The organism is Sphingomonas sp. Ag1 (assembly GCF_000980895.1).
Taxonomy (GTDB): Bacteria; Pseudomonadota; Alphaproteobacteria; order Sphingomonadales; family Sphingomonadaceae; genus Sphingomonas; species Sphingomonas panaciterrae.
The window spans coordinates 21,831-44,383 of sequence record NZ_LAZX01000078.1 but is presented as its reverse complement, the minus strand read 5'-3'; the positions used below and the strand labels follow the sequence as shown (position 1 = coordinate 44,383).

General features: G+C 64.7%; 25 protein-coding genes. 20 read left to right on the top strand and 5 right to left on the bottom strand.

The annotated features are described in order from the left end of the window. Nucleotides 1–45: 45 nt before the first annotated feature. Nucleotides 46–303 (bottom strand): hypothetical protein, encoded by a 258-nt coding sequence (locus tag XM50_RS03630; RefSeq protein ID WP_007683334.1) that lies wholly within the window; start codon nt 301–303, stop codon nt 46–48. 77 nt (nt 304–380) lie between these two features. Further along, nucleotides 381–743: a hypothetical protein gene (locus XM50_RS03625; protein WP_007406428.1), complete on the bottom strand. Its 363-nt coding sequence runs from the start codon at nt 741–743 to the stop codon at nt 381–383. A 261-nt stretch (nt 744–1,004) separates the two neighbouring features. Here XM50_RS03625 and XM50_RS03620 point away from each other — a divergent pair, with 261 nt between their 5' ends. The 20 genes from XM50_RS03620 to hutC all read left to right on the top strand — a co-directional run bounded on the left by XM50_RS03620 (nt 1,005) and on the right by hutC (nt 18,261). Next, the gene (locus tag XM50_RS03620) at nt 1,005–1,343 is read left to right on the top strand and encodes a hypothetical protein (RefSeq protein ID WP_007406371.1); all 339 of its coding nucleotides are present in this window, start codon (nt 1,005–1,007) and stop codon (nt 1,341–1,343) included. Nucleotides 1,344–1,483: 140 nt separating this feature from the next. Beyond that, on the top strand, nt 1,484–1,963 hold the full coding sequence (locus XM50_RS03615; protein WP_007406417.1) for a heavy metal-responsive transcriptional regulator: 480 nt from the start codon (nt 1,484–1,486) through the stop codon (nt 1,961–1,963). Then, a complete protein-coding gene (locus XM50_RS03610; RefSeq protein ID WP_007406426.1) occupies nt 1,960–2,181 on the top strand; it encodes a hypothetical protein in 222 nt (73 codons plus the stop codon). Before XM50_RS03615 ends, XM50_RS03610 begins: the two co-directional genes overlap by 4 nt. Before the next feature lie 59 nt (nt 2,182–2,240). Beyond that, complete coding sequence (locus tag XM50_RS03605; protein ID WP_007406382.1) at nt 2,241–2,561, top strand: hypothetical protein; 321 nt, start codon at nt 2,241–2,243, stop codon at nt 2,559–2,561. A 23-nt stretch (nt 2,562–2,584) separates the two neighbouring features. Continuing rightward, complete coding sequence (locus XM50_RS03600) at nt 2,585–4,495, top strand: 2Fe-2S iron-sulfur cluster-binding protein (protein ID WP_030089529.1); 1,911 nt, start codon at nt 2,585–2,587, stop codon at nt 4,493–4,495. Then, nucleotides 4,495–5,223 carry a hypothetical protein gene (locus XM50_RS03595; RefSeq protein WP_007406424.1) on the top strand — a complete coding sequence of 243 codons (729 nt, stop codon included), beginning with the start codon at nt 4,495–4,497 and terminating at the stop codon, nt 5,221–5,223. Before XM50_RS03600 ends, XM50_RS03595 begins: the two co-directional genes overlap by 1 nt. Then, complete coding sequence (locus XM50_RS03590; RefSeq protein WP_007406380.1) at nt 5,220–5,942, top strand: hypothetical protein; 723 nt, start codon at nt 5,220–5,222, stop codon at nt 5,940–5,942. Before XM50_RS03595 ends, XM50_RS03590 begins: the two co-directional genes overlap by 4 nt. Beyond that, entirely contained in the window at nt 5,929–6,372 is a 444-nt protein-coding gene (locus tag XM50_RS03585; protein WP_007406411.1) for a DUF1622 domain-containing protein, read from the top strand. Before XM50_RS03590 ends, XM50_RS03585 begins: the two co-directional genes overlap by 14 nt. Nucleotides 6,373–6,386: 14 nt before the next feature. Then, nucleotides 6,387–6,827: a four-helix bundle copper-binding protein gene (locus XM50_RS03580; RefSeq protein ID WP_015449267.1), complete on the top strand. Its 441-nt coding sequence runs from the start codon at nt 6,387–6,389 to the stop codon at nt 6,825–6,827. Nucleotides 6,828–7,081: 254 nt separating this feature from the next. Continuing rightward, complete coding sequence (locus tag XM50_RS03575) at nt 7,082–8,383, top strand: glycoside hydrolase family 130 protein (RefSeq protein ID WP_438830636.1); 1,302 nt, start codon at nt 7,082–7,084, stop codon at nt 8,381–8,383. A 228-nt stretch (nt 8,384–8,611) separates the two neighbouring features. Further along, nucleotides 8,612–8,902, top strand: coding sequence for a hypothetical protein (locus XM50_RS03570; RefSeq protein WP_007406388.1), 291 nt, complete (start codon nt 8,612–8,614; stop codon nt 8,900–8,902). A gap of 318 nt (nt 8,903–9,220) precedes the next feature. Then, the gene (locus XM50_RS20385) at nt 9,221–9,622 is read left to right on the top strand and encodes a hypothetical protein (protein ID WP_015449265.1); all 402 of its coding nucleotides are present in this window, start codon (nt 9,221–9,223) and stop codon (nt 9,620–9,622) included. Between the two features lie 147 nt (nt 9,623–9,769). After that, a complete protein-coding gene (locus tag XM50_RS03560; RefSeq protein WP_004212674.1) occupies nt 9,770–10,099 on the top strand; it encodes a hypothetical protein in 330 nt (109 codons plus the stop codon). A gap of 252 nt (nt 10,100–10,351) precedes the next feature. Next, nucleotides 10,352–11,872 carry an aldehyde dehydrogenase family protein gene (locus XM50_RS03555; RefSeq protein WP_015449264.1) on the top strand — a complete coding sequence of 507 codons (1,521 nt, stop codon included), beginning with the start codon at nt 10,352–10,354 and terminating at the stop codon, nt 11,870–11,872. Between the two features lie 26 nt (nt 11,873–11,898). After that, complete coding sequence (gene adhP / locus XM50_RS03550; protein WP_004212676.1) at nt 11,899–12,924, top strand: alcohol dehydrogenase AdhP; 1,026 nt, start codon at nt 11,899–11,901, stop codon at nt 12,922–12,924. 25 nt (nt 12,925–12,949) lie between these two features. Beyond that, complete coding sequence (locus tag XM50_RS03545; RefSeq protein ID WP_015449263.1) at nt 12,950–14,656, top strand: copper resistance system multicopper oxidase; 1,707 nt, start codon at nt 12,950–12,952, stop codon at nt 14,654–14,656. Then, complete coding sequence (locus XM50_RS03540) at nt 14,653–15,639, top strand: copper resistance protein B (RefSeq protein WP_015449262.1); 987 nt, start codon at nt 14,653–14,655, stop codon at nt 15,637–15,639. Before XM50_RS03545 ends, XM50_RS03540 begins: the two co-directional genes overlap by 4 nt. Beyond that, on the top strand, nt 15,633–16,874 hold the full coding sequence (locus tag XM50_RS03535; protein ID WP_015449261.1) for an MFS transporter: 1,242 nt from the start codon (nt 15,633–15,635) through the stop codon (nt 16,872–16,874). Before XM50_RS03540 ends, XM50_RS03535 begins: the two co-directional genes overlap by 7 nt. Before the next feature lie 68 nt (nt 16,875–16,942). After that, nucleotides 16,943–17,380, top strand: coding sequence for a DUF411 domain-containing protein (locus XM50_RS03530; RefSeq protein ID WP_004213035.1), 438 nt, complete (start codon nt 16,943–16,945; stop codon nt 17,378–17,380). 140 nt (nt 17,381–17,520) lie between these two features. Continuing rightward, entirely contained in the window at nt 17,521–18,261 is a 741-nt protein-coding gene (gene hutC, locus XM50_RS03525) for a histidine utilization repressor (protein ID WP_004213136.1), read from the top strand. A 3-nt stretch (nt 18,262–18,264) separates the two neighbouring features. Here hutC and XM50_RS03520 read toward each other — a convergent pair whose 3' ends face one another. The 3 genes from XM50_RS03520 to XM50_RS03510 are packed head-to-tail and all read right to left on the bottom strand — an operon-like array spanning nt 18,265 to nt 22,413. Next, nucleotides 18,265–18,999 carry a PepSY domain-containing protein gene (locus tag XM50_RS03520; protein WP_004213137.1) on the bottom strand — a complete coding sequence of 245 codons (735 nt, stop codon included), beginning with the start codon at nt 18,997–18,999 and terminating at the stop codon, nt 18,265–18,267. Then, entirely contained in the window at nt 18,996–19,700 is a 705-nt protein-coding gene (locus XM50_RS03515) for a PepSY domain-containing protein (protein ID WP_015449260.1), read from the bottom strand. The genes XM50_RS03520 and XM50_RS03515 overlap by 4 nt, the downstream gene beginning before the upstream one ends. 10 nt (nt 19,701–19,710) lie before the next feature. Next, nucleotides 19,711–22,413 carry a TonB-dependent receptor domain-containing protein gene (locus XM50_RS03510; RefSeq protein ID WP_046407421.1) on the bottom strand — a complete coding sequence of 901 codons (2,703 nt, stop codon included), beginning with the start codon at nt 22,411–22,413 and terminating at the stop codon, nt 19,711–19,713. Nucleotides 22,414–22,553 lie beyond the last annotated feature (140 nt).

The window sequence follows — 22,553 nt, the reverse complement described above, 5'->3', positions numbered from 1 at the left end:
ACAGAGGCGGCGCGCCAAGATGTGACGCGCCGCTCCGGAGCGGGTTTAGCCCTTGTCCGACCTGACTGCGCCGCGCATGCAGTCGGCGGCGCTTGCCTGCATCATCGCGCAATCGCAGCTGGCCATGTCCCGGCTGTCGGGCACCCATATGCGGACACGCGCAGGGCCAGTCGCCCGCGGACCATATTGCGGCGCCGACCGCCATTCCCAATGGCCTTGCGGCGTGCGGCTCGCGTCGGTTGCAAGCGCAGGCGCGGCGAGACTGAGGGCCGCCACAAGGGCGGCCGGAAGCAGTTTGATCATCACGAAAACCTTTGACTGAAAAGAAGGAAACCGGGCGCGCACGCATCGATCGATGCGCGCAGCCCGTGCTCGTTCAATCAGGCAAGGCTGGTGGGAGGATCCGGCTCGGGCGCAACCGCCTTGCCGGTCAATATCGTGTCGGTCGTCCAGAAGCTGGGCGCGTCGTAGAGACGCGCAGGCGCAACGCCGCCTGCCAGGTCCGCTGCGACCAGCGGGATCACGCACCCCATCGCGGCGATGCAATCGAGCGTCAGGCCCTTGCAGGGCTTTTCGCTGGGCGCAGGCTGCTGCTTGGCCATCATCGCCATGCAGTCCGCATCCATGCCCTTGGCCAGCGGCGCGCCTGCCGCCTGCGGCACGCTGTGCGCGGCCGCCATCTGGGCTCCGAAGAGACCGGACAGCGCTCCGATGACGAGCAGGAGGGCGAGCAGGCGTTTCACGGGCCTCGATATCTAGCGGGTTTCGCGGGCGCAGCCAACCAAAGTCTCGCGCCGCGCGGATTTTGAAGTGCTGACGGCTGATTCCGTCAACTCCGCGTCAATAAAGATCCGGCCCGGGGAAGAAGATCGGCTGCGGCCTCTACGTATATCGAGGCTGGACCCGGGACCGTAGTCCCAAGCCTGAAGAGACGCTCTTCCCCTCGGCAAAGTCCGGGCGGTGGCTTACCATCCAAGGAGGTGAATATGGTCAGAAAAACTCTCATGGTCGCGCTTGCCGGCATTTCGATGCTTGCTGCCGTCCCCGCTATGGCCCAGGGCATCGGGCACAGCCTGTTCATGCGCGGCTCGATCGTCGACACGGGCAGCAACGGCACGGTCGTCTGCATCGGCAAGGCCGATGGCGCCGAGGTCGGCCAGAAGCTCGAGGTCTATCGCGTCGTGACCCATCCGGGTCCGTCCAAGGGCGTGGCGCCGACCTATCACCGCCAGCTCGTCGGCCATGTGACGATCGACCATATCTTTGACGATCACTTCGCGCACGTGTCCGTCGCCGACGGCACGCCTGCCAGGCACGACATCGTCGAGCTTCGCAAGAACTGACAAGCCGGTGGCCCGGCGGCACGGGCTGCCCTGCGACGCGTCGGGGCAGCGGGCCGCCGGCGACGAGGAGACCGTTCGGGGTCAAAGCGAAACCGCTTGACCCTGGACCATGGTCCAACCGGCATGATCGAGCGGATGACATGGGCAATTTCAAGATCGGCGAACTGGCCGCGGCCGCAGGCGTGGGGCGGGATACGATCCGCTATTATGAGCGGATGGGCCTGCTGCGCGAGCCCGCGCGCACGGCAGCGGGCTACAGGCTCTACGACGCGACCGACCTCGAGCGCGTCAATTTCATCCGCTCGGCGCAGGAGCTTGGTTTCACACTCGAACAGGCCCGGCAGCTGCTGGCGCTCAGGGCGTCGGACACCGCGCATGCCCAGGCCGTGCTCGATATCACGCTTGCCAAGATCGCGGACGCCGAAGCCCGGCTCGAGCGCCTGTCGGATATCCGCGACATGCTGCGGATGCTCGCCGACGAATGCCCGGGCGAAGTGCCGGTCTCCGATTGCCCGATCCTCGCCTTCCTGACGGCGCGGCGGAAAGACCAGCAGCATAACAAGAAACATCAGGCAGCGCAGGACGAACGATCACCACGAGCGAAAGGGGTTTTGTCATGAAGAAAATGCGTTTGATCGCCGTCCTCACGCCGGCGCTGCTTCTAGGCGCCTGTGTGACCACGCGGCCGACCTCGGCGCAGGTCGAGAGTTGCCGGGCGATGGAGGGCAATATGGGTCTCCAGACGCCGCATGATCATGGCGAGATGAAGGGGCAGGGGCGCAACCCGATGAACCTCTCGCACGACCGGTGTCTCCGGATTCTGCGCAGCGCGCAATGAGCCGGTCCGGACGCCAGGGATGGCGCCCGGACACAGTTTTCAAGCCAAGGAGCAAAGCCATGATCGACCATGCGAAGAAAGCCCTTCCACTTGTCGGCGGAAGCCTGTTGCTGGCGCTCGCGCTTTCGGGCTGCGACCGCCAGGCCGACCAGACGGTGCCGCCCGCGGCGAACAGCGTCGCCGCCACCCCGGTCCTGACCGACAGCGGCAACGCTGCAGACGCGGCGCCGATGGACGCGATGAGCAACCAGGCCGAGATGGAGCGGCATCACCGTCAGGCGATGGACCATGACGCGATGCGCGCCGGGGCCGGCAACCAGACCGCGCCGGCACCCGATCCCGCGCCGGGCAATGCGGCGATGCCGATGAAGGATATGTAGGCTCGCACACTAAGGGGATGAGGATGTCCAGGCGGATCAGCCTTCGACGCTTGAGCCTCGGCTGCGCAATCGCTCTCAGCCTGTCCGCGAGCGCGGGCGCGCAGGAGGGCGAGGATCATGCCGCGCATCATGGCGCAGGCATGCCGGCCGGCGGGGGCATGTCCGCACCGGCAGAGCCGGGGTCGTCGGACATGGCGAAGATGATGAACCCCATGATGGATCGCATGATCAATGGGGAAGGGGAGAATGAGCACGGCCACGAATCGCGCCGGACCGGCTTCATCTCGCAGCTGCTCGCCTTTCCCGCGCTTGACGAAGCGGCAAGGCAGCGGGTCGCTGCGCAGGCCGGCGAACGGGTAAGCACGGGTCTGGCGATGATCAACGCCGCCTCGGCCGACGGCGCGCGTGCGACCACGGTCTCGGCCCGGCTCGATGCGGCGCGGCGCCTGCGCGAGGGAACCGACCTGTTCCGCTCCGGCACCGCCGCGCAGGGCGCGATCGGGGGCTTGCAGCCGCCCCGGGAGGTCGGGCTTGCCTGGCTGCGCGATCAGCTCGACATCGACCAGGCCGCGCCCGGCCATGCCGATCACTGGTTCGGCATCTCGCCCTCGCACCTCCTTCTCATGCTGTTCCTGGGGCTGGTGAGCGCCACGCTTATCGCGCTGCAGATCTTCCGCCTGCGGCGGATCGGGGCGATCGCCGGCGGTGTCGCCACCGCCAAGGTTCCAGCAAAGCCGGAGCCGAAGGCTGCCCCTCCCGCTACCAGGGTTGCGCCCGCGCCTGCACCCGTTGCCGACAGCGCCGGGCTCGCGCCGAGCAATGCGGCCGCACCCGCTGGGGCGTCGCTGCGCAAGCCCAAAAGCTGGGCGGGGCAGCTGCGCGTGGTCCAGATCGTGCGAGAGACGCCGAGCGTGCTGACCTTCCGGCTCGCGGACCCGACCGCCGACCGGCTGCCGTTCGACTTCCTGCCGGGCCAGTTCCTGCAGGTCGAGGTAGAGCCCGAAGCGGGCAAGACCGCGCGCCGTTCCTACACGATCGCCTCTTCGCCGACCCAGCGGGCCTATGTCGAACTGACGGTCAAGCGCGAGGAGCAGGGCGTGGTCTCGCGATACCTGCACGACAAGGTCGTCGCCGACGATCTGCTGAAGGTCAGCGGACCGTTCGGCGCCTTCACCTTCACGGGAACGGATGCCCAGAGCATCGTGCTGATCGCGGGCGGGGTCGGCATCACCCCGATGATGTCGGTGCTGCGCTATCTCACCGACACCGCGTGGAAGGGTGATATCTTCTTCTTCTACGGCGCACGGTCGACCGAGGAATTCGTGTTCCGCGACGAGCTCGAGCGGCTCGAACGCCGTTTTCCCAACCTCCATGTCGTCGCCGCGATGCAGCGCGCGCCCGGCACCGTCTGGATGGGCCCCGAAGGGCCGATCACGCGCGAGATGATCCTGGCCGCGGTGCCGGAGATCGCGAGCCGGCGCATCCATATGTGCGGCCCGCCGGCGATGATGGGCGCGATGCGCGGCGTGCTGGCGGAACTCGGCGTCCCCGAAGCGCAGCTGCACACCGAGGCGTTCGGTCCGGCCTCGCTGCCGGCCGACCACGAGGATCTCGAGGTCAAGCCCGCGCCCCCGCCAGCGGATAAGCCGGCCCCGAGCGCCGAGGTGGCGCCGAGCACGGTGACCTTCTCCGTGTCGGGGGTGTCGGCGGCCTTGCCCGCGGACGAGACCGTGCTGGAGGCGGCCGAGGGCGCGGGCGTCGAGATCCCCTATGCATGCCGTGCGGGCACATGCGGCGCCTGCGTGGTCAAGCTGCTGCAGGGCGAAGTGACGATGGAGGTCGAATCCGGCCTTGCGCCCGCCGACAAGGCGCAAGGCTATGTGCTCGCGTGCCAGGCGAAGGGGACGGGCACGCCGCTCGTGGTCGAAGCCTGATGCGCGAACGCAGCGACATTGCCGTGGGCCTGCTGGTCGCGTTCCTGCTGCTGTTCCCGTTCGGCTATCTCGTGCATGTGTCGCCCCGCTTTCCGGGTAGCCTGGCCGGCGGGATCATCGGGATCGCAGCGCTCGTGCTGATGCTGCTGACGCTTCCTTATGTCGCGGCCAAGCACATCGCCTGGGTCGACAAGGCGCTCTCCCGGGTCGTCAGCAAGCCAACCCTGCTCGCCATCCACATCTATGCCGGCGTGCTGGCGCCGATCCTGGGTCTGGTCCACGCCGCGCACAAGCTCGAAAGCCCGGTCGGCCTGCTTCTGACCGTCCTCCTGCTGATGACGGTCATCACCGGCTTCATCGGCCGCTACCTGCTTGCCCAGCTTGGTCGGGCGCTGCGCGGACGCAGGTCAGAACTGGCCTCGCTTCGCGCCGCCTTCCTCGAGGAGCCGGCGGCGCCGACGCAGGCCGATACCGCAGCCCCGCCGCTGTCGGGCTGGAAGCGCTATCTGTTCGTCGCCGGGGATGCGTCCGCGGGCCAGCGCCCCCAGGACAAGGCGGGGATCGCCGCAGCGCTGGCCGATACCGAATTCGCGATCCGTGCCGAAGAGGCAACCAACACCCTGTTCGCGCGGTGGCGGTTCCTGCACATCCTGCTGGGCTGTCTCATCTTCGCGCTGCTCGCGCTCCACGTCGGCGCGGCGATCTATTACGGGCTGCGCTGGCTATGAGCTGGCAGCGTCTTTCCTACGCCGTCTTCATCGCAGCCCTGCTGGTGATGGTCGCCGCGGTCGCGATCCGGATGCGATCGGACGCGCCGAGGGATGCCGGCCTGGTGGCGCAGCTCGTCTCGCCCGGCCCGCTCTCGAGCGCGCACCAGTCCTTTGCCGGCCAATGCACGGCCTGCCACACGCCGGGCAAGGGCGTCGAAACCCGGACCTGTCTCACCTGCCATGCGGGCACCGATTTCGGGACGAAGCAGTCGACGCAGTTCCACGCGAAAGCGACGCAGTGCACCTCCTGCCACGTCGAACATGAGGGAGAGCGCGGCATCATCCGCATGGATCACGCCGCGTTGCTCGACATGGCGAAGTGGCGGCAGCCTTTGGCGGGCATGTCGACAAACACTCGAAGCCTGACCCCCGAGACCGCGCTCAATTGCGCGAGCTGCCATGCGTTCCGCGATCCGCACCAGGGCCTGTTCGGCACCGACTGCGCGAGCTGCCACAAGACCGACAGCTGGAAGATCGCCAATTACCGCCATCCATCGGTCAATTCGACGCAGTGCGCCGAGTGCCACAAGGCGCCGCCGAGTCACTTCATGGAGCATTTCAGCATGGTCTCGCAGCGCGCAGCCGGATCGAAGGCGCGCGTCGACCAATGCTATGCCTGTCACGCCACCGACAGCTTCAACAATATCCGCAAGCGAGGCTGGTATGATCACCATTGAGGCCGACTGGCTGAGCGCCTTCTTCCGGCTCGCGGTGATCGGCCTGGAACTGGCGGGCACGCTGACCATCCTGGTCGGCGCGGGGCTCGCAACCTTTCTGTTTGCGCGGCGGGCGAGGGCGGGCGACCGAACCGAGGCCTATAGCGCGTTCCGCTCGGCGCTCGGCCGCAGCATCCTGCTCGGCCTGGAATTTCTGGTCGCCGGCGACATCGTCAAGTCGCTGGTGATCAACCCAACGCTCGACGATCTCATCGTTCTGGCCGGGCTGGTGCTGGTGCGGACCTTCCTGAGCATCTCGCTCGGGGTCGAGATCAACGGCCACTGGCCCTGGGAGGAAACCCGGATGGCGCGGGAGAAGGCGCGTGCGGCGTCGGATGGGTCGCCTGCGACGGCTGAGGCCGCCGGATGCGGCACAGCGCTCAAGGGATAGCAGATGGGAGGTGCATGATGATCGAGAGACGCGAATTGCTGATGGCCGGCGCCGGCCTTGCCGCCGCCGGAACGCTGGCTGTGCCGGCGGCGGCGCAGCAGCATCGAATGGAAGGGATGGCGATGTCGATGACGGACTGCATCGACGATTGCGTGGCTTCGCACCGCATGTGCCTGGAAACCGCCGCTTGGCTGACGAAGCAAGGCGGCGCGTCAGCTACGGCGTCGCTGATCGCCATGCTGAACGACTGTGCGGAACTGTGCCAGGCGACCGCCAACTCGATGCTGCGGGAATCTGCCCTGCACCGCATCGTCTGCCGCGCCTGCGCCGACGCTTGCGAGCGCTGCGCCGAGGAATGCGGACGCCATAGCGCGGACCAGCGGATCGCGCGTTGCTCGGCCACCTGCAAGAAATGCGCGGCGAGCTGCCGAACGATGGCGGACATGTCGAGCTGAGCGGCGCGCTTCGCACGTGCCCCACATAGTCACGTTCAGGCCAGAGCCCCCGGTCACAGCTTGTGTGTCCGACAACTACGCCAGGACAGCGATCATGGCACGTGGCACAAAGTCCGAGTATCCGGCAACGGCGGAAATCATCGCACCCGCCATCGCCGGAGCCTTCCGTGCCGCCACCCGATAGTCGGGTAATGCCGAGCACCATCTTTACGATTGCGTGAACGCTCCACGGTCGATCTGTATTGGAGAAGTCAGTGTCAACCGCCGAATTTGTCAACCGGCTACCCGAATTGCTCCGCCCCAATCCAGCAAGGGTAGTGATCAGACCCTATATGCCGTCGACGGAAACCTATAAATATGCGGTACCGGATCAGCCACGTGCGCAGCGCATCGCCGACCGCGTCCTGGCGCTCGACCCAGCATCGCTCCACGATGAGTTGCAACGCATTCTTGATGATTTCTCGGGAAGGCATCGTGAGGTTCCGTCCCTGTTTTTGCGGCGGTTCCACGAGGTTGATGGCATCATCGTCTGTGATTGCGAGGTCACCCATGAACAGGCGCTCTTGATCGGTGCCCATTTTTGCAACGAATATTCCTATGAGGCAGCAGCGCTTTTCAATCCGAGCATCGTCCTGCATCCTGATCAGTCTGCTGTACCTGAAAACTCTCTCCGATTCATTCTTTCCCTGCGAGGCGTGGGCGAGGGGCATATCTCCTCCGTCACCTTTCGCACCGGGTTTTGCGCCGCGGACGGAACCATAGCAATCAATCCTCCGAGCCCCATGCCGCTCGTGCTGGAGACTGAAAACATCTCCGGCGAGGACGGGCCGGACGCGGGCATTCGGATCAAGTGCGATGGCAGCCACGATCTCTCGGAGATCGTGATCTTTCCGACAACCCCCAGCCAGCGTGGTGGCATCGAAGACCTTCGCTTGGTCCGCTTCCTGGACGACGATGGCCGAGCCACCTATTTCGGTACATATACGGCATTTAGCGGCCAGTCCGTCCGGCAGGAGTTGTTGTCCACGCCGGACTTCCGGACATTCGAACTCAGACCGCTGCGTGGGGATGCCACCGGTAGCAAGGGCATGGCGCTTTTCCCCCGACGCATTGCCGGGCACTTTGCCATGCTTGGGCGCGAGGATAACGAAAATATCTGGTTCCTGACGTCCGCGGACATTCACGACTGGAGTGGCGGAGCGAAAGCCATCGAACCTCGCTGGCCTTGGGAGTTTGTCCAGATCGGTAATTGCGGATCGCCGATCGAGATCGACGAAGGCTGGCTGGTCGTAACTCATGGAGTCGGCGCCGTTCGGAACTATTGCATCGGGGCGTGCCTGCTGGACCGTGACGATCCCTCGAAGCTGCTGGCGCGGACGAAGCTACCGCTTTTGCGGTCGGACATGGATGAGCGCGAAGGTTATGTGCCAAACGTAGCCTACAGCTGCGGCGCGATGGTACATAATCGGGTGCTGGTACTGCCTTATGCCATTGCTGACAGCTTCACCACTTTTGCCACTATTCCTCTCGAGCGTCTGCTGGCCGCCATGGATTAGTCACTGTTGCCGACCTGTCCTGCTCTCGAGTCCGAACCATAGTTACACATCGGCACAACAACGATGCCAGTGCGATAATTTATGGCCATCTCAGAGACGGACTTCGCACATTACGTATACAGCAAGGCGGAAGGTGACACCATTTCACGGGCAAGCTCCGGAAGGGGCGACAATCGACCGGGCATATGCTCGATCGAACGGGAAACCCAGACTTGAAGGAATGGATACTTGCGCAAGAAGACGGCAATGATCGCTTCGCTCGCAGCTCTCGGCTTCCTCGCCGTCAGTGCCGGACCGGTGCTGGCGGACGGGATGCCGCCGGGCATGCCCGATCTTGAGGAGACCCTCAAGGCCAGGCCGGCGCCTGCCCAGCCCGATCCTGCCCACATGCAGGGCATGGCTCACGGTAAGGAGCAGATGCACGGCCAGATGATGCAGGGCCATCGAATGGCGATGCGGGATTCGCAGGACCAGGACGGCGCCTCCGGCATGTCACACAGGTCGGACGGTGGTTGCTGACCCTGCCATCATTCCATCAGACGACAAGGTTGACGGACAAGATCATGGCCGCTTTCAACCGAAGCCTTGGTCCGCCGTTCCCACGGCGGGCCAATCGCTTTTCTGGCCGGTCTCAGGACGAGAAAACCAGGCCGGGTCACATTTTTGATCGATCCCGGATCATCATTTTACGCGCCTGCTCCAGCAGGCACACGGCCGATCGGATTTCGATTCGTAACTTACGTATACAGACAGCGTCTCGCTAGCAGCATTGAAGCTTCGGAATTGCCGGGATCGGAACGTCGATCGGGCAACAGGAAGAACACTCGGAGACCCTCAATGCGACAGACGACATTTCTCGCGGCGCCCGTCAGCCTCTTCGCGACGCTAACCTTCGCCGCCGGCACCGCTCTCGCCCAGTCGACGCCCGCGCCCGCGCAGGCTGCGCCGGCCCATGCCCACCAGCAGGGCATGGATCATGGCGGGCAGCAGATGCACGATCAGATGATGAAGGATCATCAGGCCGGCGCGCAGAAGCAGCAGGGGCAACCGGCCCAGCAGGATCAACAGGGCATGTCGGGGATGGCCGGCATGTCCGGCGGCTCGCCTGCATCGAACGGCTCGGGCATGGCCGGTAAGGCGAAGAGTGGCTGCTGCAAGATGCCGATGAAGAAGGCCAAGCCGGCGGCGAAGAAGAAGACCGCCAAGCCCATGGCCGACAAGCCGATGAGCGACATGTGAGGTTTCCAGCCCCGAGAACAGACCCCAGGGGCTGAGGGCCCGCCGTTCCCCCGCGGCGGGCCAGTTCTTTGACGATGCCCAGCGTCGCCCCGTGCTCCCAGCTTTCAAAACCGGGTCCGAGCGTCTGACTTGACAGAGGAAACAGCGATGCGAAAACATCTTGGCGTCGGTGCTGCTGTTGGCTTTCTGCTCTTTGGCAGCACGCCGCTCCTCGCACAGGGTATCGGCCATAGCTTGTTCATGCGCGGCAAGATCGTCCGTATGGATGCGGGCGGCACAGTGGCCTGCCTGGGTAAGGCCGATGGCGCGCACATCGGGCAGATACTCGAAGTCTATCACGCAACGCCGCGCCACCGCCGTCTTGTCGGTCATGTCGAAGTCGACCAGATTTTCGACGACCATTATGCTCATTTCCGCGTGAGGGACGGGACGCTTCAGAAAGGCGATTGGGTGAGCCTAAAGCGCGTCCGGGCGTAACGCCAGAATTGGAATGCCAAGCGCCGCCCTCGCCAAAAGAAGACTCGGCCGAGTAACGCCTGTCTCGGCATAATTCCGATCAGGCGTGCGCGAATACGTTCAGGAGTCGATGAATAGTCATCGGCTCTGTTGGCGTGTCTGACCCTCAAGCCCGCGACCCCGATACCAGACTACCTTCTGCGGAACTTACTTATAGGCCACCCGGGCAAAGAGATTACTCCGTCAGGCCATCGATAGAGATGGAGTCAGGTTATGTTCGAGAAGGCGATCGGGACCATTAACGCGGCGGCCTCCTTCCGACACCGCTATGATAATTTCATCGGAGGCCGCTGGAGCGCTCCTGCGGGCGGCGAGTATTTCGCCGACACGAGCCCGATCAATGGCGCCCAGATCGCAGAGTTCGCGCTGTCGACGCCGGAAGATGTCGAGCGCGCGCTCGATGCGGCGCACGCCGCCAAGGATCAATGGGCAAGGATCGCGCCCGCCGAACGCGCCAGGATTCTCAATCGCGTCGCCGACCGGCTCGAAGACAATCTGGAGTTGCTGGCACTTGCCGAGACGATCGACAATGGCAAGCCGATCCGCGAGACGCGCGCTGCCGACGTGCCGCTCGCGATCGACCATTTCCGCTACTTCGCCGGCTGCATCCGGGCGGAGGAAGGCGGCATCTCGACGATCGATGCGGACACCATCGCCTATCATTTCCGCGAGCCGCTCGGCGTCGTCGGCCAGATCATCCCGTGGAACTTCCCGCTGCTGATGGCGGCGTGGAAGATCGCCCCGGCGCTGGCGGCGGGCAACTGCACCGTCATCAAACCCGCATCCCAGACGCCGCTCACCTTGCTGATGTTCGCCGAGCTCACCGCCGACATCCTGCCGCCCGGCGTGCTCAATGTCGTTACCGGCCCGGGACGGACCGTTGGCCAGGCGATCGCCGCCAATCCGCGCATCGCCAAGGTCTCGTTCACCGGCGAGACCGTCACCGGCAAGCAGATCATGCACGCCGCGGCGGACCATCTGATCCCCCAGACGATGGAGCTTGGCGGCAAGTCGCCCAACATCTTCATGGCGGACGTGCTCGACGAGGACGATGCCTTCTTCGACAAGGCGCTCGAAGGCTTTACTTTGTTCGCCTTCAACAAGGGCGAGGTCTGTACCTGCCCGTCGCGCGCCCTGATCCATGAGTCGATCTTCGACCGCTTCATCGAGCGCGCCGTGGCGCGCGTCGCCGCGATCCGCCAGGGCGATCCGCTCGACCCGTCGGTCCAGGTCGGCGCGCAGGCGTCGGAGGACCAGCTCCACAAGATCCTGGGCTATATCGATATCGGCAAGGCCGAGGGCGCGCAGTGTCTGGTCGGTGGCGCCAGGGCGCTGCCGGGCGGTGCGCTCGACCAGGGCTATTTCGTGCAGCCGACCGTGTTCGTGGGTCAGAACCACATGCGCATCTTCCAGGAGGAGATCTTCGGTCCCGTCCTGTCGGTCACCACGTTCAAGACGGTCGAGGAGGCGATCGCACTTGCCAATGACACCGCCTACGGTCTTGGCGCGGGCGTCTGGACCCGGAGCGGCAACACCGCCTACCGGCTCGGCCGCGCGATCGAGGCCGGGCGGGTCTGGACCAACTGCTATCATCAGTACCCCGCCCATGCCGCCTTCGGCGGATACAAGGCATCGGGCTTCGGGCGTGAAAACCACCGGATGATGCTCGATCATTATCAGCAGACCAAGAATCTGCTCGTCTCCTATGACGAGCACGCGCTCGGCCTATTCTGACCCCCCGCTTAAAAGGAGAAACGGACATGGCGAAAACCATGAAGGCGGCGGTCGTCCGCGAATTTGGCAAGCCCCTGGTCATCGAGGACGCGCCGATCCCGACGGTCGGCCCCGGGCAGGTCCTGGTCAAGATTGCGGCAACCGGCGTGTGCCATACCGACCTGCACGCGGCAGAAGGGGACTGGCCGGTCAAGCCCAACCCGCCCTTCATTCCTGGCCATGAGGGCGTCGGGCATGTCGCCGCCGTTGGTGCCGGCGTCACCCATGTGAAGGAAGGCGACCGGGTCGGTGTGCCCTGGCTCTACACCGCCTGCGGGCACTGCGTGCATTGCCTGGGTGGCTGGGAGACGCTTTGCCACGAACAGCAGAACACCGGCTATTCGGTCAATGGCAGCTTTGCCGAATATGTCCTCGCCGATCCCAACTATGTTGGTCACCTTCCCGACAATGTCGACTTCCTCGACATTGCGCCGATCCTCTGCGCGGGCGTCACCGTCTACAAGGGATTGAAGGCCACCGAGGCCCGACCCGGCGAGTGGGTGGTCGTCTCCGGCATTGGCGGGCTCGGCCACATGGCGGTGCAATATGCCCGAGCCATGGGTCTCAATGTGGCCGCGGTCGACATCGACGATAGCAAGCTCGACCTCGCTACACGCCTTGGCGCCACACTGACGGTCAACGCGCGCAACGAGGACCCTTCGGCAGCGCTCAAGAAAGCCATTGGCGGCGCGCACGGGGCGCTGGTGACCGCCGTTTCGCCCAAGGCGTTCCAGCAGGCGCTCGGCATGGTCCGGCGCGGCGGCACGGTCGCGCTCAACGGCCTGCCGCCGGGCGACTTCCCGTTGTCGATCTTCGACACCGTGCTGAACGGCATTACCGTGCGCGGCTCGATCGTCGGCACGCGGCTCGATCTGCTCGAGGCACTGGCGTTCGCCGGCGAGGGCAAGGTCAAGGCCACGGTCCATGCAGACAAGCTGGAGAACATCAACGACGTCTTCTCCCGCATGCATCATGGCGACATCGAGGGCCGGATCGTCCTCGACCTCGCCTGAAGCCGACTTCGCGAAAGTACAGTTCATGTCTCCCTTACATATCCGGCCGATCGCGCGGCGCCGTTTCGTCCAGGGGCTGGCGATCGGCGGCGCGGTCGCCGGTTTCGCCCCGGCGCTTCTCGCGCGATCCGCACCAACCTTGCCCGCTGAGCTGAGCGGGACCGAGTTCGACCTCGAGATCGCCGAGCTGCCGGTCAACTTCACCGGCAAACGCCGTATCGCGACCGCCGTGAACGGCAGCGTGCCCGCGCCGGTCCTGCGCCTGCGCGAAGGCGACACGGTCACGCTGCGCGTACGCAACGGCCTCAAGGAGATGTCGAGCATCCATTGGCACGGCATCATCGTGCCGGCGGAGATGGACGGCGTGCCCGGCATCAGCTTTGCCGGCATCGCGCCGGGCGAGACCTTCACCTATCGCTTCGAGGTCCGCCAGAGCGGAACCTACTGGTATCACGCTCACACGCTCGCCGAGCAGACGGGACTCTATGGAGCGATCATCGTGGAGCCAAAACAGGTGCCGACGGCGCGGGCGCCCGATCGCGACTATTGCATCGTGCTCAGCGACTGGTCGGACGAGCCGCCGCTGCAGATCTTCCTCAATCTCAAGAAGCAGAGCAGCTACTATAATTTTGCGCAGCCGACCGCCGGCGATTTCCTCAAGGATGTCGGCACCATGGGCTTGGGCAAGGCGCTCGAGCGGCGGCGGATGTGGAACAGCTCGCGGATGAACCCGACCGACTACAGCGATGTCTCTGCCGCGACCTACACCTATCTGATGAACGGCGCGCCGCCCGCCGGCAACTGGACCGGTATCGCCGCGCCCGGCGAGCGCGTGCGCCTGCGCTTCGTCGGCGCGGGGACGGCGACGTTCTTCGACGTGCGGATCCCCGGGGTCGAGCTGACGGTCGTATCGACCGACGGGCAGCCGGTCGAGCCGGTCACGGTCGAGGAATTCCGGATCGGCCCGGGCGAGACCTACGACGTCGAGTTCACCATGCCCGAGGGCGGCGCCCGCACCATCTTCGCGCAGGCGATCGATCGGAGCGGCTATGCGCGTGGCACGATCGCACCGGCCCCGGGCATGGCGGCAGCCGTGCCGCCGCTCGATGCCCGGACCTGGCTCGAGCCGGTCGACATGATGGGCGCGATGGCGACGATGGGCGCAATGGGAGGCGACGCGCATGCCGGGCACGGCATGACCGAGATGCCGGCCAGGGCACGGCACGCCCGCACCGAATATGGCGCCAATACCGACATGCGCGTCGACTATCCGCGCACCAATCTCGACGATCCCGGCGCCGGGCTGCGCGGGCGCGGCTGGCGCGTGCTGACGCTGGCCGATCTGCGCACGCCGGGCGGCGATCCCGACCCGCGCGAGCCCGAGCGCGACATCGAGCTGCATCTGACGGGCAATATGGAACGGTTCATCTGGTCGCTCGACGGCATCAAGCTCAACGATTCCAGGCCGCTTCATTTCAAGCCAAACGAGCGGCTGCGCGTCACCTTCGTCAACGACACGATGATGGCGCATCCGATGCATCTGCACGGCATGTGGAGCGATGTCGAAGGCCCGGACGGCGCCTTCCAGGTCCGCAAGCATACGGTCGTGGTCCAGCCCGCCCAGCGGGTGAGCTTCCGCGTCACCGCCGACGCCATGGGCCGATGGGCCTTCCACTGCCATCTGCTCTATCACATGGCGGCCGGCATGTTCCGGGAGGTGGTGGTCGCATGATCCGGATTTTCCCCTCGCGCGGCATCGCTCTTGGCGCTGCCCTCTTCCTGGCGCCGGCGATCACGGCTCCCGCCCTCGCGCAGGATGCCTCGCCCCCGTCGCCCGCCGCCACCCCTGCCCAAACGGCCACTCCCGCTCAGCACACCCCTTCCGCGCAAGGCTCTCAGGACCATGCGGGCATGGACATGCCGGGCATGGATATGACCGACACGAAGGCGTCCGGTAACGGCGCCACGATGGACATGGGCTCGATGCAGGGCGGCCAGGCCCCGCCGGACGCGCGCAACTCGGACGATTATGCCGACGGCTACCGCAACTCGACGCTGCCGGGCTATGAGATGGCCGACAAGCTCTCAATCCCCAAGATACTTGTCGATGAGCTTGAGTTCACCAGCGGCAACGAGGGTCAGGGCGTGGGCTGGACCGTGCTCGTCACCAAGGGTCAGGACAATGACAAGCTCTGGCTGCGCAGCCAGGGGCTCAAGAACTCCCGCGACCAACGTCTCGATCCGGAGAGCAGCGTCGAGGCGCTGTGGTGGCACAGCAAGAACCCGTTCTGGGGCACGCTGCTCGGGGTCAGGCAGGATCTCGGCAAGGGTGCGACCACCTGGCTGGCCGCCGGCGTCGAGGGACTGGCGCCCTATTGGTTCGACGTCCAGCTCACCGGCTATGTAGGAACCGATGGGCGTCTCGCGGCGCGCGCCAAGGCGTCCTATGAGGTCTTGTTCACCAATCGGTTGATCCTTACGCCGCAGGTGGAGACCAATATCTATTCGAAGCGGTCGAGCGATCGGCAGCTCGGCAGCGGCTTCAGCAATGTCGAGCTGAGCGGACGGTTGCGCTACGAGGTGTCGCGCAAGTTCGCGCCCTATATCGGCTTCGTCTGGGAGCGCGCATTTGACGGCACGGCCGATTTCCGTCGCCTGCGCGGGGAAGGGCCTTCCGAACACAGGCTGGTGATCGGCTTGCGCGCCTGGTGGTGATCCGCGGATGGCCACTCGAGGGGTCGACCGCGAACGCGCCGCGTGACAAGGCTGGATCGCAAGCCAACGGTCGCTGGCCGGCCTCCTTTTTCGTCTTGTTGCTCGCGGCGGCTGCGGCGTCGGCGGGACAGACGGCCATTCTCGCCTTCCTTCCGGCACTGGTCGACCCGGCTCGTGGCGCGCTATCGTCAAGCGCTCATGATTTTCATGTCGCGAGCCTGACCGCGGTCCATCCCCTGGCAGCCTTGCTGGCGGCGCCGCTCTGGGGCTGGATCGCGGACCGGGTCGACTATCGGGCGATGTTGCGCGCAGCGCTGGTCATCCTCGCCCTGGTGACCGCGCCGATCGGCCTCGTCGGGCTGCCTGAGCTTTATGCATTGCGCCTGGTGGCGGGGATGGCGTCGGCCGCCATCATACCGTTGGGCTTGCTCTGCGCGAGCTTTGCCGCAAACGAGCGCGCGGACCAGGCGCGGCGCTTCACCTGGCTGACCGCCTTCTTGTTTCTGGGCGATCTCGCCGGTCCGCTGGTGGCGGAGGTCTCGGCCGCGATCCTGCCCCGCGCTCCCCTCATGATCCTCGCTTTCGGCATCGGTGCCGTCGGGGCGGCGCTTTGCGCCGTGCGTCTGCCGCGCTGGTGTGCACCTTGCATCGATGGCGGAGACCTGCCCGCGCCGACGCTCGGCGCGACGCTGATCCTGCTTTTCGTCACGATCGTCGCGGGCGGCGGGCTGGCGGCGATGCATGTCAATCTCCTGGTGACGCGGAGCGTCATTTCGCTGAGCCGCGAAGAGATCGCCTGGATGCTCAGTCTCTGCGGATTGGGCATGCTGGCAGCACAGATCTTCCATGCGAGGCTCGATTGGCTGGTGACCATGCCGAGGCGGCTTGCGGGGCTGACGCTCGGCCTGCTGGCTGCGGCGCTCTTCCTGTTCCCTGTCGCCGCGAGCATGGCCGAACTCAGTGGGATCATCGTTGCTGCCGGCTGGAGCTCGGCAACCCTTCGATTGGTCACCAGCTTCTGGATCAGCGGTGCGGCAGCCCCTTCGGGTCTGAAGCTCGGTCTCCAGCATTCCGCCGCCAGCATCGGGCAGGCGCTCGCGCCGCTGGCGATCGCCGTCGTCGCTCCCGGGGCGCAGCACTTAGTCTTGTGGGGGATTGGTGGTCTGTCGCTGGCGCTGCTTGTGTCCTTGCCGCTCGCCTGGAGGCCGCGCGCCATCGTGAAATCTTCAGCGTGATGAGGGGTAGGGGGCATCAATGCGTATAGATCATTAGGAACCCTATCGCATGCTTCCGGGAGCCGTTCATGAAGACCCGTCTTTCTGCCGCCTTGCTGTTCCTCGCCCTGCCCGGCGCAGCGCTTGCGGCGAATGATGTCGTCGTCCACCGGGACCCGGGTTGTGGATGCTGTGAGAAGTGGGCCCAGGCGCTTCGCGCGAAGCTGGGCCGCACGGTCGTCATGCGCGACGATGCGTCGCGCGGGGCGCTTCAGCGGAGGGCCGGCATGCCGGGCACGCTGGCATCCTGCCACAGCGCGATGGTTGATGGCTATCTGATCGAGGGCCATGTCCCGGTCGCCGATATCAAGCGCCTGCTGGCAACCCGTCCCGTAGGCGTCAGAGGCATTGCGGTGGCGGGGATGCCGATCGGCTCGGAGGGCATGGAAGTGGCAGGCGCCGCCCGCCAACCCTATGCGGTGGTGTCGTTCGGCAGTTCGGGCCAGAAGGTCTTCGCGCGGCATTGATCACGCACGCCTCGGCTCTCGCTGGTGATTTCCTGTTTGAATGACTGGGACTTGCTCGCCCCCACCTGTATAGTCATTTGATGCATGCTCCCGCTCGCCCCCATAGCCGCGCATCCGCTCCCCGGACGAAAGCTGCTTCTGTGGGCGAACCCGCGGTCGACGCTGCCGGTGCGGAGAAGCAACCTCGCTATGTGGCGATCAAAGACAGCATTTTCGAGGACATCCGGGAAGGTCGCCTGAAGCCCGGCGACCAGACGCCGTCAGAGGCCGAGCTCGTCGAGACGTTCAAAGTCTCGCGCATGACCGCAAACCGGGCGTTGCGGGAACTGCAATCGGCCGGTGTCGTGGTACGGCGGGCGGGGCGGGGCAGCTTTGTCGCCGAGCCCCGGCCGATCGGGCAGCTGATCGAGATCCGCAACATCGCGGAGGAGGTGCGCGGCAGGGGCCACGCCTATCGCGCGCGCGTCATTTATAATATCGAGATACGGGCTGATGCGGAAAGGGCAGCTCTGCTGGAAGTCGGCTTGGGCACGCGCCTCTTCCATTCGCTTATCGTCCATCACGAGACCGAATTCCCAATTCAGGTCGAGGAGCGCTTTGTGCTGGCATCTGCTGCGCCACGCTACGGAGAGAGGGATTTCAGCGCCTCGACGCCGAATGAATATCTGACACGTGTTGCCCCGCTCGAGCGAGTAGAGCACCGGGTGTGCGCGGCGATGCCGGATACAGCCATGCGAACAATGCTGGGCCTCGCTGAAGGAGAACCAGTGCTAATGATGACGCGCAGAACCTGGAGTCGCGGACGTCTCGTATCGCACGCTTGGCTCACGCACCCGGGCAATCGGTTCGAGCTATCGGCGGCTTTTTCTGTTGGGACCTAGCGATCAGCCCGCGCCCAACTTGACGGCCGATTTGCGCCTGCGCCGCAACCATCGCACGTCGGCGCGACTGAAGCTCTTAAACAGCAGGTAGAAGCCCGTCCCCGACAGCCACAAAGTACCGAACGCAACGAAGACGATCAGCGGGTGATTGAAGCTGGTGCGGTTCACATAGTCCATATTGTGGAGCATCCAGAAGAAATCCCAGGTGCGCCATGTGTCGCCGCGCATGACCAGGAATCGGCCGGTGTCGGCGGAGATGTAGGCGCTGCTGTTCTCTGCGTCCGCGAAATCCAGTCGCCACATGGTGCCTTCGTGCTCGCGCGCTTCCACATTCGGTTCGGCGAGCAACGTTGCCTTGCGGATCGGTGCTTCATTCACCATCGTCGCGACGTCGCGCGCGACCTGCTCGTCGACCCGAACCGGGGCGCCGCTCGTCGCGTCGATTAGCCGCGTGCCCGTGGTGGATCGAAGCTCGTAGACGGGGCGTGTGGCAAGGGACCGCAAGGCGATGCCGAGCACGGGACCATCAAGAGCGAGCTTTGCCGGCGCAATATAGTCACCGGCAGGTAGGGCGTGCTGATGGCTGGCCTGCGCACTGTGTCCGCCGACCTTCTCCTGATCGAGCAAGGCCATCATCGAGCCGCTCAGAGCCCAAAGGAGAAACTGCACGCCCAGGATCAGGCCGACCCATTTGTGGATGCGCCGAAAAAAGAGCGGGGTGAACCGGATTTTCTTCATGCCTTCTTCTTCCTGCGCCGCGGGAACGACCAAAGCAGCAGCCAAGCCCCGGCCAGCGCCATGGCAAGGGCACTCCAGGTCGCCACGCGCAGCAGCGGATTGTTGACGTCGGAGCGATCGTCATAGTCCATGATGTGCAGCATCCACGCGAAATCGAACACGCGCCACAGCGCATGGCGGCGCGAGATCAGCTCACCGGTCTGCGGAGAGAGATACAGGGTTGGCCGGTTCCAGGCATCGAATTCGACCTGCCAATAGGGAGGCTTGCGCGCCTGCATTTCCAGTGGCGCCGTCGTCAGCAGCCGGGCTGCGACGATGTCCCCGGTGCCGCTGTAGATGCGCCGAGCGGCGGCGCGGATTTGTGCCTCGCTCAAATCGGGGATGGGCTGTCCCGAACCTGCATCGAAGAGTCTTGGACCACCCGAGGTTTGCGCGCGCCAGACGGGCTGATCCATGAACCGTTGCAGGCGGATCTCGGACGCGTCGGGAGCCGATTGAACAATCCGCGCCGGCGGGACGAAGCTCGCAAGGTCGATGGGGGCGACGACCGGTGGGCGGACCAGATCGTCGCCATGGATGATGTCGATATGGACGGCCACCATATAGAAGCCGGTCAGCGTCCAGAGCAGAACCTGGACGCCGACGATCAGGGCCAGCCACTTGTGCGTCCGGCGGATGACCAAAGGCCAGCGAATTGCCATGTGCTGCCCTTCAGAACGCGGTTCGGAAGCCGGCGTAGAAGCGCCGTCCGAGCAGATCATAGGTCATCGTGTCGGTGTTGGCATCGGTGAAGCTCTGGATATAGGGCGCCTTGCGGTCGAACAGATTATCGGCCCCGATCTGGAAACGTGTCTTCTCGTCGATCGCGAAGGCAAGCTGAAGATTGTGGTAGAAGACGTTCGGCGTGCGGTAGCCGATGTCGCCGGCCGATGCGTTGAAGTCGGTCGCCTTGCCGATCCATTGTGTCGACCAGGTCGCGCTGATGCCGTCCTTTTCCGCCGTCAGCACGCCATAACCACGCCATTTCGGATAGCCGCCATTGCCGCCCCCGATAAACCCGTCGAAATAGATCGGCGCGCCGCCGGGGAAGGGGTTTACGACATATTTGTTGAGATAGGTCATGTTGAGATCCAAGGAGATCTTCACCTCGCCCACCGCACCACTGTACACCAGACCCAGATCGAGACCATTCATCTCCTCGCGGCCGGTGTTGATGGGCTGGGCGGAGAGGTAAGTGACCTCGCCGGTCAGCGCGCTGCGCGTAAAGTCGCTGCAGAACGGGTGCGACAGGTTCTGGCTCGCATAGCAGACTGCGAGCTTGGTCGAGCCGGGAATGGCCCGGATCGCGTCCTTGATCTTGATGTCGAACCAGTCTGCCGTCAGCGACAACCCTGGGATGATGCCGCGCGGCGATATCACCGTACCAACGGTCCAGGTCGTGGAGCTTTCGGGCCGAAGGCTCTGGTTACCGCCCACTGTGGTGAGGATCGTGGTGCCGAGCTGCGTATAGTTGGCCGGCACACCGGACGCCTGACAATTGGCGATCAAGGTCACGTTGCCGCTGGAGGTGTAGCGCGAGCAGGGATCGGTCGTGGTCAGATTGCCTTCCGAGACGCCGCCGAAAAGCTCCGGCACGTTGGGAATGCGAAAGCCCGTCCCATAAGTGCCGCGCAGACGGATGCTGTCATTGACTACCCAGTCGGCACTGAGCTTGTAATTCCAGTCGCTCCCGAAGAGATTATAGTCTGAGTAGCGGACTGCGCCATCGAGCGTGAGCGCCTTGGCGAAAGCTGTGTTGGCAAGCACCGGCACCGATAGCTCGAGATAGGCTTCCTTGGCGGTGCTCGAGCCCGAAATAGGATCCTGCTGATTGACGTTCGCCACGCCGAGCACCGTCAACGGGTCGGGATCGCGCCAGCCTTTTTCGCGCCGATAGACCACGCCGGTGGCGAAGGACACCGCGCCGGCTGGAAGGGAGAAGAGATCGCCGTTGAGGTCAGCCGTGACCGTGCCGAGTTCGTTGCCTCCGCGATCGCGCGAGGTGAACAGAATATAATCCAGAACCTGAGGTGTCAGGTCTCCGAACCCAAGATAGTCACCGCAGGGGATGGCCGCGCCCGCCGTGCTGGAGCATTTGCTCCTGTCGAGCGTGTTCGCGACGCGCTCGAGATTGGCGATGTTGGTCGAGCCGTCGACGGCCGTGTTACGCCCGAAGCTGCCCGCGACTTCCCAGGCCCAGTCGTTCGCCAGCTTGCCGCGCAGCCCGAAGGTGCCTTGCCAGGTATCGGTCTCCTGGAAGAAGTGGCGCGCGCCGGGTTCGGCGAGGCGGCGCTGGGCCAGGACCAGGTTCTGGCCGGTCGGATTGGTCGGATTGCTGGCTGGTATCGAGAGATTGCGCAGCGTGCCGGGTGTCGCGATCTGATTCGACTTGCGGAACGTATAGAGGAACTCGCCGAACGCCTGGATACCGTCGGTCAGCGCATAGTCCGCGAAGAAGGCCGTGCTGACGCGCTCGACTGGGCTGACCGCATTGAGAAACGGGTTCGAGTTGAAGTTGTGCTTGGCGGGACTGTAAGGCTCGTAGAAGTTCCCGTTCCCTCCGGGTACCTGGTTGAAGTTGATCTGTTGGCCGTTGGGCAGCACCGCGCGTCCGCCGATCGTCGAGGCGCTGTTGACGCAGCTCAGCGAGCCCGGCGTCGTTTCAGCGAGCGAGCAGGGCGCACGCGAGGCCATGTTGACGGCGCTGGTCTTCTGGTAGGTGACTGCTGCCATGAACCCGCCACGATCGTTGCGAATGCCCCAAAGTAGGTCCGCGGTGAGATCGGAGCCGTCGCCGCGCTCGGTAATGCCTTGTCGGACGCTGAGACCCAGGCCTTCATAATCGGTGCGCGTGACAAGGTTGACCACGCCGGCCATGGCATCGGCCCCGTAGATAGCGGACGCGCCATCCTTGAGGACATCGGTGCGTGCCAGCGCCACGACCGGGATCATGTTGAGATCGGGTGAGGAATTGGCGCCGGTGCCGCCCGCGACGAGGCGTCGGCCGTTGAGGAGCACGAGTGTGCGCTTGATGCCGAGGCCGCGCAGATTGACCTGAGCAGTGCCATAACCGTTGTTGGTCCAGTAGGCCGATGTCTGGTTGCCCGCGAAGCCGGCATTGGCCGGCAAACGCTGCAAGGCGGTTTCGATATTGACGATGCCGGTATTTTGGATCTGCTCGGCGGTGACCACGGTGACCGGTCCAACCCCGGCCAGATCCTGCCGACGGATTCGTGAGCCGGTAACGACGATGTCGCTGTCATCCCCCAGGACTTGTGCTTTTGGCTGCGGTGTCGGATCGGCCTGAGCGAGAGCCGGCGCGGCGTAGCCCGCGACGATGGCGGCGCTGCCGAGCAGGGCCATCCTGATGGTCATGTGCAATCCCCCTGACGTTTTAGAACAGCCACAGACAACATCAGTTGTATATACAGGTCAACAGTATTTTTCCTGTTTTTCCAATACCTTATTCTCGTGAAATTTAGATATAGATATAGCTATAATACGCACGCCAGACG